9 protein-coding genes are annotated in these 14,032 nt (G+C 68.6%); 4 read left to right on the plus strand and 5 right to left on the minus strand.

Annotated elements, in window-relative coordinates:
• Window positions 1-116 precede the first annotated feature (116 nt).
• Entirely contained in the window at window positions 117-3,512 is a 3,396-nt protein-coding gene (locus tag AC1DNG_RS17215) for a pyruvate carboxylase (RefSeq protein WP_476870563.1), read from the plus strand.
• 208 nt (window positions 3,513-3,720) lie between these two features.
• Here the strand turns inward: AC1DNG_RS17215 and AC1DNG_RS17220 are convergent, their stop codons facing one another.
• A complete protein-coding gene (locus AC1DNG_RS17220) occupies window positions 3,721-5,541 on the minus strand; it encodes an AMP-dependent synthetase/ligase (RefSeq protein WP_223916598.1) in 1,821 nt (606 codons plus the stop codon).
• Window positions 5,542-5,764: 223 nt separating this feature from the next.
• Between AC1DNG_RS17220 and AC1DNG_RS17225 the strand changes: the two genes are divergently transcribed.
• Complete coding sequence (locus AC1DNG_RS17225) at window positions 5,765-6,859, plus strand: ROK family glucokinase (protein WP_223916600.1); 1,095 nt, start codon at window positions 5,765-5,767, stop codon at window positions 6,857-6,859.
• A 58-nt stretch (window positions 6,860-6,917) separates the two neighbouring features.
• On the opposite strand, the gene AC1DNG_RS17230 is transcribed toward AC1DNG_RS17225, so the two are convergent.
• From AC1DNG_RS17230 to AC1DNG_RS17240, 3 genes are read right to left on the minus strand one after another with little or no spacing between them, the layout of a single operon-like run.
• Window positions 6,918-7,625 carry a hypothetical protein gene (locus tag AC1DNG_RS17230; protein ID WP_476887851.1) on the minus strand — a complete coding sequence of 236 codons (708 nt, stop codon included), beginning with the start codon at window positions 7,623-7,625 and terminating at the stop codon, window positions 6,918-6,920.
• Window positions 7,618-8,421, minus strand: coding sequence for an alpha/beta hydrolase (locus AC1DNG_RS17235; RefSeq protein WP_476887852.1), 804 nt, complete (start codon window positions 8,419-8,421; stop codon window positions 7,618-7,620). The genes AC1DNG_RS17230 and AC1DNG_RS17235 overlap by 8 nt, the downstream gene beginning before the upstream one ends.
• Window positions 8,418-9,218 (minus strand): alpha/beta hydrolase, encoded by an 801-nt coding sequence (locus AC1DNG_RS17240; RefSeq protein WP_476870566.1) that lies wholly within the window; start codon window positions 9,216-9,218, stop codon window positions 8,418-8,420. Before AC1DNG_RS17240 ends, AC1DNG_RS17235 begins: the two co-directional genes overlap by 4 nt.
• 112 nt (window positions 9,219-9,330) lie before the next feature.
• On the opposite strand from AC1DNG_RS17240, the gene AC1DNG_RS17245 reads away from it, so the two are divergent.
• Window positions 9,331-10,173 (plus strand): lysophospholipid acyltransferase family protein, encoded by an 843-nt coding sequence (locus AC1DNG_RS17245; protein WP_476850409.1) that lies wholly within the window; start codon window positions 9,331-9,333, stop codon window positions 10,171-10,173.
• Window positions 10,174-10,257: 84 nt separating this feature from the next.
• Window positions 10,258-11,652 carry a class II 3-deoxy-7-phosphoheptulonate synthase gene (locus tag AC1DNG_RS17250; protein ID WP_243179595.1) on the plus strand — a complete coding sequence of 465 codons (1,395 nt, stop codon included), beginning with the start codon at window positions 10,258-10,260 and terminating at the stop codon, window positions 11,650-11,652.
• A 145-nt stretch (window positions 11,653-11,797) separates the two neighbouring features.
• Here AC1DNG_RS17250 and AC1DNG_RS17255 read toward each other — a convergent pair whose 3' ends face one another.
• Window positions 11,798-13,954, minus strand: a complete 2,157-nt coding sequence (locus AC1DNG_RS17255; RefSeq protein ID WP_476887853.1) for a Stk1 family PASTA domain-containing Ser/Thr kinase — start codon at window positions 13,952-13,954, stop codon at window positions 11,798-11,800.
• Between the last annotated feature and the right edge of the window lie 78 nt (window positions 13,955-14,032).

The raw sequence follows: 14,032 nt of genomic DNA on the forward strand, positions 1-14,032 counted from the left end.
CGCGGCGTCCGTGACGGATAATGCTGTGACAGTCGCCACAATGATTTGTGTTTGCCCGCACAGGTCCTAGACACTGTGAGCACTTACCGATACGCCCGCGATGAAGCAGGAGAAGTATGTTTTCTAAGATTCTGGTGGCCAACCGCGGCGAAATCGCGATTCGCGCCTTCCGCGCGAGCTACGAGCTGGGTGCCAAGACTGTCGCTGTGTTTCCCCATGAGGACCGCAACTCCATTCACCGCCAGAAGGCCGATGAGGCGTATCTGATCGGCGAGGAGGGACATCCGGTCCGGGCCTACCTGGACGTTGATGAGGTGGTGCGCGTCGCCAAGGAGTCCGGGGCGGACGCCATTTACCCCGGTTACGGTTTCCTCTCCGAGAACCCGCGCCTGGCGCGGGCCGCGAAGGAGGCCGGCATCACCTTCGTCGGCCCGCCGGCCGAGGTTCTGGAACTCGCCGGTAATAAGGTTGCCGCCCTCGAGGCCGCGCGCAAGGCCGGCGTCCCGGTCCTCAAGTCCAGCCAGCCGTCGAAGGACCTGGACGAACTGATCGCCGCCGCGGATGAAATCGGCTTCCCCATTTTTGCCAAGGCCGTCGCCGGCGGCGGCGGGCGCGGCATGCGCCGCGTGGACACCCGCGAGGCGCTCCCGGAGGCCCTGCAGGCCGCCATGCGCGAAGCCGACGCCGCGTTCGGCGACCCCACCATGTTCCTGGAGCAGGCCGTCCTGCGCCCGCGCCACATCGAGGTCCAGATCCTGGCCGACGCGGAGGGCAACGTGATGCACCTCTTCGAGCGTGACTGTTCCATCCAACGCCGCCACCAGAAGGTCATCGAGATCGCCCCGGCGCCGAACCTGGACGAAGGCATCCGGCAGGCGCTGTACCGCGACGCCGTGAAGTTCGCGAAAGCGCTGAACTACGTCAACGCCGGTACCGTCGAATTCCTTGTCGACACGGTGGGTGAGCGGGCCGGCCAGCACGTATTCATCGAAATGAACCCCCGGATCCAGGTCGAGCACACGGTGACCGAGGAAGTCACCGACGTCGATCTCGTCCAGGCGCAGCTGCGCATCGCCGCCGGTGAGAGCCTCGCGGACCTGGGCCTGTCCCAGGAGAGCGTCCAGCTCAAGGGTGCCGCCCTGCAGTGCCGCATCACCACGGAGGACCCGGCCAACGGCTTCCGGCCCGACGTCGGCAAGATCACCGGCTACCGCTCGGCCGGCGGCGCAGGCGTCCGGCTTGACGGCGGCACCGTCTACTCGGGCGCGGAGATCAGCCCGCACTTCGACTCCATGCTGGTCAAGCTGACCTGCCGCGGCCGCAACTACCCGGCCGCCGTCGCCCGGGCCCGCCGCGCCCTCGCCGAGTTCCGCATCCGCGGCGTGTCCACCAACATCTCCTTCCTGCAGGCGGTCCTGGACGATCCCGACTTCGTCGCCGGGGATGTGGCCACCTCGTTCATTGACGAACGGCCCCAGCTGCTGAAGGCACGGGTCTCGGCCGACCGCGGCACCAAGCTGCTGACCTGGCTTGCCGACGTCACTGTCAACAAGCCCAACGGCGAACTCAAGGTCCACACGGACCCGGCGGACAAGCTTCCGGCCCTGGATGACGCAGCGGCCCGGCCAGGGTCCCGCCAGCGTCTCCAGGAACTCGGCCCGGAAGGGTTTGCCCGTGCCCTGCGCGCGCAGGACGCCGTGGCCGTCACGGACACCACGTTCCGCGACGCGCACCAGTCCCTGCTCGCCACCCGGGTGCGCACCCGGGACCTCGTGGCGGCCGGTCCCGCAGAATCCAAGCTGCTCCCCGAGCTGCTCTCGGTCGAGGCCTGGGGCGGGGCGACCTACGACGTCGCCCTGCGCTTCCTCGGCGAAGACCCCTGGGACCGGCTTGCCGCCCTGCGCAAGGCCATGCCGAACCTGTGCCTGCAGATGCTGCTCCGCGGCCGCAACACCGTCGGCTACACGCCCTACCCGGAAGAGGTCACGGTGGCGTTCGTCAACGAGGCCGCCGCCACTGGCATCGACATTTTCCGGATCTTCGACGCCCTCAACGACGTCAACCAGATGGCCCCGGCCATCCGGGCCGTCCGCGAGACCGGTACCGCCGTCGCCGAGGTTGCCCTCTGCTACACCGCGGACATGCTGGACCCGGAGGAAACGCTCTACACCCTGGATTACTACCTGGAGCTGGCGCAGAAAATCGTCGACGCCGGGGCGCACATCCTGGCGATCAAGGACATGGCCGGACTGCTGCGTCCGGCTGCCGCGGCACGCCTGGTCTCGGCGCTCCGGGAGCGGTTCGACCTCCCCGTCCACCTGCACACCCACGACACCGCCGGCGGCCAGCTGGCCACGCTCCTCGCGGCCGTGGATGCCGGCGTGGACGCTGTGGACGTGGCCTCGGCCTCCCTGGCCGGAACCACCAGCCAGCCCTCGGCATCGGCCCTCGTCGCCGCGCTGGCCCACACGCCGCGCGACACCGGCCTCAGCCTGGCGAACGTCTGCGCCCTCGAGCCTTACTGGGAGGCCGTCCGCCGGGTCTACGCGCCGTTCGAGTCCGGACTGCCGGGGCCCACGGGCCGGGTCTACCAGCACGAAATTCCGGGCGGCCAGCTCTCCAACCTGCGCCAGCAGGCGATGGCGCTTGGCCTGGGCGAGCGTTTCGAGGCGATCGAGGACATGTACACCGCGGCGGACCGGATCCTCGGCCGGCTGGTGAAGGTGACCCCGTCGTCCAAGGTGGTGGGCGACCTCGCCCTGCATCTGGTGGGCCTCAACGCCGACCCGGAAGACTTCAACGAGAACCCGCAAAAATACGACGTCCCGGATTCCGTGATCGGCTTCCTTTCCGGCGAGCTCGGTGACCCGCCCGGCGGCTGGCCTGAGCCCTTCCGGACCAAGGCGCTGCAGGGCCGCACCGTCAAGGTCCGCGACGTCGAGATCAGCGCCGAGGACAGCGCCGCGCTCAACGGCGATTCCAAGACCCGGCGGGGCACGCTCAACCGACTGCTCTTCGCCGGTCCCACCAAGGACTACCAGAAGAGCGTGGAGGCCTACGGCAACCTTTCGGTGCTGGACACGCGGGACTACCTTTTCGGGCTGCAGCGCGGGGCGGAGCACGAGATCGAGCTCGAGAAGGGCGTCCGGCTGATCGCCTCGCTCGAGGCTGTCTCCGAGCCGGACGAGAAGGGCATGCGCACGGTCATGTGCACGCTCAACGGCCAGTCCCGGCCCGTGGTGGTCCGCGACCGTTCAGTGGTGAGCAACGTCAAGGCCGCCGAACGCGCCGACACCTCCCAGCCGGGCCAGGTTGCCTCGCCGTTCGCCGGTGCCGTCACGTTGACTGTCAAGGCCGGGGACACCGTCAAGGCCGGCGACACGGTGGCCACGATTGAGGCCATGAAGATGGAGGCGTCCATCACGACGCCGGTTGCCGGCACCGTCGCGCGGCTCGCCGTCGCCGGGATCGAACAGGTCCAGGGCGGGGATCTGCTGCTCGTCGTCGAATAGCGGCAGCGCGGCAACACCGCACCCCATCAACACAAAAGGGTCCTTCCGGCTTCCGCCGGAAGGACCCTTGTGTTTCTGCCGAACCTTGCCTCCCGAACAAAAGCAACGCGGGGTCAGATACGGCCCATCAGGGGGCGCCGGATGGGCCGTATCTGACCCCGCGTTGCTCTGGTGCGGGGTTTCGGTGCGGGGCGGTTGCGGTTACAGCCTAGGCGAGGGTGGGACGCTTGGCGCTGTACATTTCCTCGATCACGTTCTCGAAGTCCTTGAGCACCTGGGCCCGCTTGACCTTCATGGAGGGGGTCAGATGTCCGGAGGCCTCGGTGAAGTCGGCCGGCACGATCCGGAAGGACTTGATCGCCTCGGCCTGGGACACGGACTGGTTGGCGTGGTTGATGAGCTCCTGGACCGCGGCCATGACGGCGGGGTTGACGGCAGCCTCGGCGAGCGAGGTCGAGGCCGGGAGCCCGTGGCGGCCCAGCCAGCCGGGCAGCGCTTCTTCGTCCAGGGTCACCAGGGCACCAATGAACGGGCGGTTGTCACCGACCACGAGCACCTGCGAGACGAGCGCGTCCGCGCGGATCTGGTCCTCCAGCAGGGCCGGGACGACGTTCTTGCCGCCGGCCGTGACGATGATTTCCTTCTTGCGCCCGGTGATGGTCAGGAACCCCGCCTCGTCCAGCTGGCCGATGTCGCCGGTGCGGAACCAGCCGTCCTCGAAGGTTGCAGCGGACAGGTCATCGCGCTTGTAGTAGCCGCGCATGACGCACACGCCCTTGGCGAGGATCTCGCCGTCGTCCGCGATCCTGACGGAGTTGCCCGGAATCGGGGCGCCGACCGTGCCGATCTTGATCAGGTCGGGGGTGTTGACGGTGATCGGCGCCGTGGTTTCAGTCAGCCCGTATCCTTCCAGGATCTGCATGCCGATGCCCTGGAAGAAGTGGCCCAGCCGTTCACCGAGCGGCCCGCCGCCGGAAACGGCATGGGAGACGTTCCCGCCCATGGCGGCCCGTAGCTTGCTGTACACGAGCTTGTCGAACACGGCGTGCTTGAGCTTCAGCACGAGCCCGACCTTGCCGGCCTGCCGGGCCCGGGAGAATTCGATGGCGGTGTCCGCGGCGCGGTGGAAGATGGCGCCCTTGCCGCCGTCCTCGGCCTTGGTCAGGGCCGAGTTGTAGACCTTCTCGAAAACGCGCGGGACGGCGAGGATAAAGGTCGGTTTGTAGCTCTGCAGATCCGGCAGCAGGTTCTTGATATCCGGGGTGTGCGCCACCGTGACGCCGGCCGCGACTGCCAGCACAGAGATGAAGCGTGCGAAGACGTGGGCCATGGGCAGGAACATGATGGTCCGCGCCTGCTCGTGGACGATCGTGCCCAGCGACGTGACCAGCGCGTTCTCGGACAGTTCCACGAAGTTGCCGTGCGTCAGCTCGCAGCCCTTGGGCCGGCCGGTGGTGCCCGAGGTGTAGATGATCGTGGCGACATCGTTCAGGGACGCCTGGCTGCGGCGTGCTTCGAGCTCGGCATCGCTGACGCCGGCTCCGGCCGCACGGACCTCGTCCAGGCTGTCGCCCTCGAGCTGCCAGACATGCCCCAGGGCGGTGAGGCCCTCGGAGGTGGCCGCCTGCCGGATGATGTCCTCGTGGTGCGCCGATTCGCCGAACGCGGCCACGGCGCCGGAGTCGCCAAGGTTCCAGGCCACCTGGGAGGGGGAGGAGGTTTCATAGATCGGGACCGAGACGGCGCCGGCGAACCAGATGGCGAAGTCGATCAGGGCCCATTCATACCGGGTGCGGGACATGATGCCCACCCGGTCGCCGGCGGCCACACCGCTGGCCATGAGGCCCTTGGCGAGGGCCGAGACGTCGGCCAGGAATTCCGTGGCGCGGACGTCCTGCCACTGGCCGGCTGCGTCGAGCCGCGAGAACAGCGCAGGGTTGGAGGCCTTGGCCGCCTGGCGCACCACGAGATCGGTGACATTGGTGTCCGGATCGACATTCACCAGGGGCGGGACAATGATTTCTCGCACGACAGCTCCTTTGGTATCCATAGGCCCGCAAGGGGTACCGCTAAGCCTAGTATGCGGCCCCCCGAAGGTGTGTTCTGCGACACCTACTGGCGAGTAACTTTACGGTCGGGGCCGCCGTTCCGCCAGTCGGGGATGCTGCGGGCACGTGCGCGGCGCTCTGCTGCCGCGTCATTCAGCCGGGCTTTCGCTGCCGTTGCGGCCCCGGCGAATAGAATGGGGCACCATGCAGACACCAACACCCGGCCGGCAGCCCGGCCTGCGCCGCCGGACCGCCGCCTGGCGAAGCAGGACCCTGGCCGGAGCCGCGGCCGCCACGGCCGGGCACGACCTCCGCTCACACCTGCGGCTGGGCCGCAAGGGCCTGGCGATCGGCGTCGACATCGGGGGAACCAAGGTTGCTGCCGGCGTGGTGGACGCCGAGGGCAGGATCCTCAGCCAGGCCAAACGCTCCACCCCGGGCAACGACCCGCGCGCCGTGGAACAGGTCATTGTCGAACTCGTCGGAGAGCTGGGCGCCGGACACCGGATCTGGTCGGTCGGAATCGGCGCTGCCGGCTGGATGGACCTCGACGGCGGCACTGTCCTCTTCAGCCCACACCTGGCCTGGCGCAATGAACCGCTGCGCGAGAACCTGCAGCGGCTGCTGCGCCGCCCCGTCCTGCTGACCAACGACGCCGACGCCGCCGCCTGGGCGGAGTGGCGCTTCGGCGCCGGACAGGGACAGGACCGTCTGGTCTGCATCACCCTGGGCACCGGAATCGGCGGGGCCATGGTCATGGACGGACGGCTCGAACGCGGCCGCTTCGGTGTGGCGGGGGAGTTCGGCCACCAGATCATCATGCCGGGCGGGCACCGCTGCGAGTGTGGCAACCGCGGCTGCTGGGAACAATACGCCTCGGGCAATGCGCTCGGCCGCGAGGCCAGGGAACTGGCCGCCGCGAATTCCCCGGTTGCCCAGGAACTGCTCAAGGCCGTGGACGGCGACGTGGCACGCATTACGGGCGTGATCGTGACGGAGTTGGCCAAGGCCGGGGACCAGACCTCCCGCGAACTCCTCGAGGACGTCGGGGAGTGGCTGGGCCTTGGCCTGGCGAACCTCGCAGCGGCACTGGACCCAGGCAAGTTCGTGATCGGCGGCGGACTGTGCGACGCCGGCGAGCTGCTCGTCGCGCCGGCTCGAAAGGCCTTCGCGCGGAACCTCACCGGCCGCGGCTTCCGCCCCGCGGCGGAGATCGAACTGGCGGCCCTGGGACCCAACGCCGGGCTGATCGGCGCCGCCGACCTCTCCCGGGTCAGCAGCCGCATGCACACCCAATAGCGTGCCTGCATAAGCCCTGAACCAACCAGCGCGGTGCCTGGCGCCCAGACCGGGTGGACTAGATGCGCGCCCCGTCGTCGTGCTCGTCCTTCTCGCCCGGCAGCTTCATGATCAGGAACACCACGGAGGCCGCGAATGCGGCCACCATGCCCACGATCGCCAGCGTCGGGGCCGACCGCCAGAACATCGCCGAGAACACGAGCGCAATCGGGCCGCCCACCGCGCCAATCCAGGCAAGGACGGTCATCGGATCTGCACCGGCCAGGCTGGGCGGCTCCTCCGGGACGAACACGCCATCGTCGTCGTCGGCCTCGTAGTCCCGGGGGCCGGATGCGGTGTCCGGTGCCTCACTGCTGCCCGCGGCCGGGTTCCCCGGGGCGGAGGCGAGCCGCTCCCTGGCGGAAAGTTCGATCGGCGCGACGCCGGCGAGGCCCAGCGGGTCGAAATCGCTGAACGACCTGTTCGCACCGGTGCCAGCACCGGAGCCAGCGCCGGTGACGGCGGCGCTGTCCGTTCCGCCGGCCGGGCCGTCAGTTCCCCCAATTGCCTCGTCCCCGCCTGCCCCGACCCCTTCCAGCCTGGCGACGAGATCCAGCCACACGGCGTCGTCATCGGCAAGCGGTTCGTCCGCGGCGGGCGGGTCCTGCGCCTCAGGGGGCGGGGTGGTGCCCGGACGCTGGAGGCCGGATGCGTCAGCGCCAGGCGACCGGGCGTCGTCGGGGTCAGGGGTCTCGGGGTCAGGGACGTCGGGGTCCGGTTTAGTCATTGGCCGTGTCCTTCCGGCTGGCGCGGGCGGCGCCCGGACCGGCTGCGGCTGCAACGGACCGGACAAATTCGGCCGTGCCACGGAAGATCTCGGGCGCGTCGTTGTCCATGGTAGCGACGTGGTAGCTGTTTTCCAGCCGGACCACCTCAAGCGGGGCGTTGGTCAACCCGCGGCGCAGGGCCTCCATGCTGGACTCGGACACCACATGGTCCACTGTGGAACGGTAGACCCGGACCGGAGCCGTGACGCGGGGCAGCAGCCGCACGGTGTCCTTGAACATCTTGTTGAGCTCGTGCGCGGCGGCCACCGGAGTGCGCGGGTAGGCGCACTCATCCATGCCCGGTTTGAGGATGTCATTGGCGATCGCCGGGGTGCTCTTGAGGACAAACTTCAAGACGCCCGCCAGCGGGGCGCGGGGATCATCGATGATTAGGCCGGGGTTGACCACCACCACCCCCGCTACGGGGCGGGTGGCCGCGATCCGCAACGCGAGGGCGCCGCCCATGGACAGCCCCGCCACGACCACGACGTCGCATTCTTCCGCAAGCTCCAGGTAGGCCGCGTCCAAGGCAGCATGCCAGTCCTGCCACCGGGTCTTGGCCAGCTCCTGCCAGCTCGTTCCGTGCCCCGGCAGCAGGGGCAGCCGGACGGCGAACCCGGCACCGGCCAGGGACAACGCCCAGTCCCGCACACCGTGCGGGCTGCCGGTGAAGCCGTGCGAGACCACGACCCCGGTCCGGGGGATGGTTCCGGTGAACGGGCTGCTGAACGGCGAATGGTCCGGGAGGATGCTCATGGGGACTCCGAGGGGGCGCGGGGCGGCGAAATGGCGTGGGCGTGCTGCAGGAAGAAACGCACTGATTCTTCAAAGAGTAGCGGCGCATCGGCGTCCAGGGTGGCAACGTGCCCGCTCTTCGGGAGGGGAACCACCGTGAGTTCCCGGGACCCGAGCCGCCTGCGCAGCAGCGCCAGGGACGACGGCGGGACCACCGCGTCGGTGTCCGACTTGAACACCAGGGCCGGGGCGGAGACGGACGGCAGGTCCCGGAGGGTCGCGGCGAACAGCCGGCGCAACTGGTGGACGGCGGCCAGCGGCGTCAGGGAGTAGTCACCGTCGTCGGTGGTGGCCGCCGTGGAATTGTCCTCCTGGATGGGCGTGGTGGTGCGCTGGAAGTACTTGAGCAGTCCCACGATCCGGACCCTGCGGTCATAGAAGCTCAGGCCGGGGTTGACGGCGGCCACGCCGGCCACGCTGTGGCGGGCCGCGGTACGCAGGGCGATCGTGCCGCCCATGGACAGTCCCGCGACATAGCAGTCATCAGTCCGGGCGGCCAAGTCCAGGTACGCCGTTTCAAAGCTCCTGTACCAGTCCTGCCAGCCCTGCCGGGCGAGATCCCGCCAGTGGGTGCCGTGCCCGGGCAGTAGCGGTACCGAGACGGCGAAACCCTGGGCGGCGAGGTGGCGGGCCCACGGCAGGACGCTGAGCGGGCTGCCTGTGAAGCCGTGGCAGATGGCCACACCGGTCCGGGCGTTGGGGCCGTGGCCCGGGTAGCTGAAAGCGGCGGGCGCAGGGGGAGTGCTGCTTTCAGTCATGAGCCCATCGTGTCACCCTTAGCGCCAAAACTCACTAGAGTAAGGTGTCCATTGAAGCTTGGCCGGACCCGGTTCGGGCCGCAGGCCAGACGCCTTCCGGAGAGGTCACCGAGTGTTTTATTGGTTCATGAAGACGTTTGTCCTGGGGCCGGTGCTCAGGCTGCTGTTCCGGCCCTGGGTCAAGGGCCTCGACAACGTCCCTGCCGAGGGCGCCGCGATCCTTGCCTCGAACCACCTCTCCTTCTCGGATTCCATCTTCATGCCGGTCATGGTGCCGCGGCCGGTCGCGTTCCTGGCGAAATCCGAATACTTCACCGGCACCGGGATCAAGGGAAGGCTGACCGCAGCCTTCTTCCGGCTCACCAACCAGCTCCCCATGGACCGGTCCGGGGGCGCCGCGTCCGCGCAGTCGCTGAACGCCGGCATGGACGTGCTCAAGAAGGGTTCCCTCCTGGGCATCTACCCCGAGGGGACCCGCAGCCCCGACGGGCGCCTCTACCGCGGCAAGGTGGGGGTTGCGCGCCTTGCGCTGCAGGCCCGCGTCCCGGTCATCCCGGTGGCAATGATCGGAACGGACAAAGTCCAGCCGATCGGCAAGCGCGTGCCCAACATCCGCCGCATCGGCATGATCTTTGGCGAACCGCTCGACTTCAGCCGCTACTACGGCATGGAGGATGACCGGCTGATCCAGCGTTCAGTGACCGACGAGATCATGTACGAACTCATGCGCCTCTCCGGCCAGGAATACGTGGATGAGTACGCCGCCGTCGTGAAGCTCCGCCTGGCGGGCAAAGCGCAGGACGCGGCCCCGGACAAAACCCCTGCGGGCCCTGACGCGGTGCAGGATGCGGCCGCCGGCAATACCCCGAACGAAGCCCCAAACACGGCCCCAACGGAAACCCCGAATGAAGCCGCTGCCGGGGATGCGGGGCCGGAGGTTCCCGGCCCCGCATGAGCGGGCCACGGGTGCCATATGACGGCAGCCGGGCTGTCAATGACAGGCAGGGCCCCCGAACCTTGATGGGGCAACTATCCTTAGATAGTGACCGAGCTATCTGAGAAACCAGTTTCCCCGCTGACCAGCACCGCCCAGAGCGGAGCCGCCAACTATCCCGGACTGGACAACTGGCGGGAGCTCCCGGCCTCGCAGCAGCCCACCTGGTCGGACCCGGCTGTGTTCGAGGCGTCTGTCAAGGAACTTTCCGTCCTCCCGCCCCTCGTGTTCGCCGGCGAAGTGGACATTCTTCGCGAACGGCTCGCCGCCGCCGCGCAGGGCAAGGCGTTCCTGCTCCAGGGCGGCGACTGCGCCGAGACCTTCGAAGCCGCGACGGCGGACAAGATCAGCGCCCGCGTCCGGACCATCCTGCAGATGGCCGTTGTCCTGACCTACGGCGCGGCCATGCCCGTCATCAAGATGGGCCGCATGGCTGGCCAGTTCGCCAAGCCCCGCTCCTCCAACGATGAAACGCGCGAGGGCGTCACCCTGCCGGCCTACCGGGGCGACATCGTCAACGGCTACGATTTCACGCCCGAGTCCCGCGCCCACGACGCCGGCCGGATGCTCAAGGCCTACCACACCTCCGCTTCGACGCTGAACCTGATCCGCGCCTTCACCCAGGGCGGTTTCGCGGACCTGCGCCTGGTGCACCAGTGGAACAAGGGCTTCACCGAGAACCCGGCCCACGCCCGCTACGAGTCCCTGGCCCGGGACATCGACCGCGCCATCAAGTTCATGGCCTCCTGCGGTGCCGACTTCGAGGCCCTGAAGCGGGTGGAATTCTACGCGAGCCACGAGGCCCTGCTGCTGGACTACGAGCGCGCCCTGACCCGCATCGACTCGCGCACGGGGCTGCCCTACGACACCTCCGCGCACTTCCTTTGGATCGGGGAGCGGACCCGCGAGCTGGACCACGCACACGTTGACTTCCTCTCCCGCGTCCGCAACCCGATCGGCGTCAAGCTCGGCCCGTCGACCAGCGGCGACGACGCCCTGCGCCTGATCGACAAGCTGGATCCGAACCGGGAGCCCGGCCGGCTCACCTTCATCACCCGCATGGGTGCGGGCAACATCCGCGAGAAGCTGCCGGCGATCGTCGAGCGCGTCACCGCCTCCGGGGCCCAGGTCCTTTGGGTCACCGACCCCATGCACGGGAACACGGTCACCTCGCCCAACGGCTACAAGACCCGCAATTTCGACGACGTTATTGACGAAGTGCGCGGATTCTTCGAAGTCCACCACGCGCTCGGCACCGTTCCCGGCGGCCTGCACGTGGAGATGACGGGGGACGACGTCGCCGAGTGCCTCGGCGGAGCCGACCCGATCGACCAGGAAGCCTTCCTGGACCGCTACGAGTCGGTCTGCGATCCGCGCCTGAACCACATGCAGTCGCTCGAGATGGCGTTCCTGGTGGCCGGAGCGCTCTCCAAGCGCTGACGCACTGATCGGCAGAATGCGTCTGGCAGAACGCATTCCGGCAGAACGTTTCCCACAGAACGCATTCTGAGAAAAAGCTCCGCCCGGCTACAGCAGCCGGGCGGAGCTTTCTTGTGCGATGGCAGGGGCCGGAGCGGGGTGCCTGTCAGACGACGGTAAGCGTGACGGTCGAGCCTTCCGGGGCCTTCGTGTCCACCGGATTCTGGTCCCGGACCGTGCCGAAGAAACCGCCGAGGATGTTATCGACCTGGACCTTGAAGCCGAGTTTCTCAAGGGCTTCCTGGGCCTCCGAGGCCTGCTTGCCGATGAAGCTGGGCACCTCGACGAGCTTCGGGCCCTTCGAGATGGTCAAGGTGACGGTGCCGCCCTTGGTCAGGTTGCCGGCGGCCGGGTCCTGCGCCAGCACCGCGCCCTCGGGGACATTCCTGTCGTTGACTGCTTCCGGGGCCACCACGGCCTTCAGGCCGGCGGCTTCCAGGGCCTTAACAGCGGCGTCCTGCGCCTGCCCGCGGACATCCGGGACCGGGATGGGCTGCGGGCCCTTCGAGACGGTCAGGCCCACGGGCGTCCCGTGCCTGACCGGGTTGCCGCTGCGCGGAGCCTGGGCAAGGACGGTTCCGGCAGGCGCCTTCTCGTCGAAGGTCTCGGTAATCGGGCCCAAAGCCATCTGGGCGCCGTTGAGCGTGGTCTTGGCCTCGTCCAGGCTCTTGCCGGCCAGTTCCGGCAGCGGGAACAGCTCCGGGCCCTTGGACACGGCCAGCGACACGGGCTGGAACTTGCGGATGACCTCCCCGGCGGTCGGCTCCGAGCCGACCACGAGCCCGGGCGAGACGTCGTCGTCGAAGACATCCTTCACCGTGGATTGGAAGCCGGCGGTGCGGAGCAGGTCCTGGGCCTCGGCAACGGTCTTGTTCGCCACCGGGGGAATCGTTCCCGGCGACCCCGGACCCATGCCGAAGAACCAGCCGGCGACGGCGGCGAGCAGCGACGCGACGACGAGCAGGACGATCCACAGCAAGCCGCGGCGCCGGGGGTTGCCCTCGTGCAGGGTCCTGGTGGGCGTGGCGGCGGCTCGCTGGCGCGCCTTCTCCTCGTCCCGGTCCAGTTTGCGCTGGGCGCGTTTGCTGGGGGCAACCGCGCTCTCCGCCGGGCCGTCATACCCGGCGCCGTCGTAGGCCGCCTCGTCCGGGGTGGACAACGGTCCGTAGGCCGGACGCCGCGGGGCACCGGACATCACGGTGGTCGGGTTGCCGCTGGTGCGGGAAATCATCTCGGTGGGCCGGGCGAGGCTGCCGTATACCTCAGTCTGCATTTCCGTGGGCATTCCGGTGGGCGGCAGCACGTGGGCCGTTTCCTGCGCGTCCGACGCCGGACCGGTACCGCCTGGCGGCCGGGTTGGCGGTGCTGCCACGGCCGGCAGGGTGCTGCGAGCCGCCGGCGGCTGGAGGTCGAGTTCGGCGTCGCTGAGGTTGGTCCTGATGTGCCGGAGCTCGGACAACAGGGCGCTGCCGTCGACGGGGCGCTTGTCCGGGTCCCGGTCCGTGCACCACTGGACGAGTTCGTCGATCTCCGCGGCCAGCCCGGGAACCTCCAGCGAGGGCGCTGCGACGGTGGAATTGACGTGCTGGTAGGCGACCTGGATGGGCACGTCGCCTTCGAACGGCTGCCGGCCCGTGATCATTTCGTAGAGCATGATCCCGACGGAATAGATGTCGCTGCGGGCATCTGCCTGTTTGCCCAGGACAAGTTCGGGGGAGATGTAGGCGACGGTCCCGATCAGGGCGCCCGTGCTGGTGGACGTCGAGATAGCGCGTGCCAGGCCGAAGTCGCCGAGCTTGATCCGCCCGTCGTCGGCGATCAGGACGTTTTCGGGCTTGATGTCCCGGTGGATCATTCCGGCGGCGTGCGCGGCGCCGAGGCCTTCGACGACCGGATCGATCAGCGCCAGGGCCAGCCGCGGCGACAGGGCGCCCTTGTCATTGAGGACATCCCGCAGCGTGTGGCCCTTGATGAATTCCATGACCAGATAGGCGAGCCGGCCGTCCTCGCCCTGGTCCAGGACGCCCACGACGTGTGGGTGGGAGAGCCGGGCGGCAGCCTTGGCTTCGCGGCCCAGCCGATCGAGGAACTGCGGGTCGTCAGCCAGATGGGGATGGAGCACCTTCAGCGCGACATCACGCTCAAGGCGCTGGTCCGTGGCGAGGTACACGGTGGACATCCCGCCGCGGGCAAGCCTGGATTGAACCTGGTAGCGGTTGTCCACCAGGTTCCCTACGAGAGCATCCGACACGTATTCCTGCACCTTACAATCGTAGTCGCTGGACAGAAACGGGCCCGAATCAACATGCGATCCGGGCCCGTAGCGTCACGCTCCGCCGAA

Source organism: Arthrobacter sp. 01T425 (genome assembly GCF_056398725.1).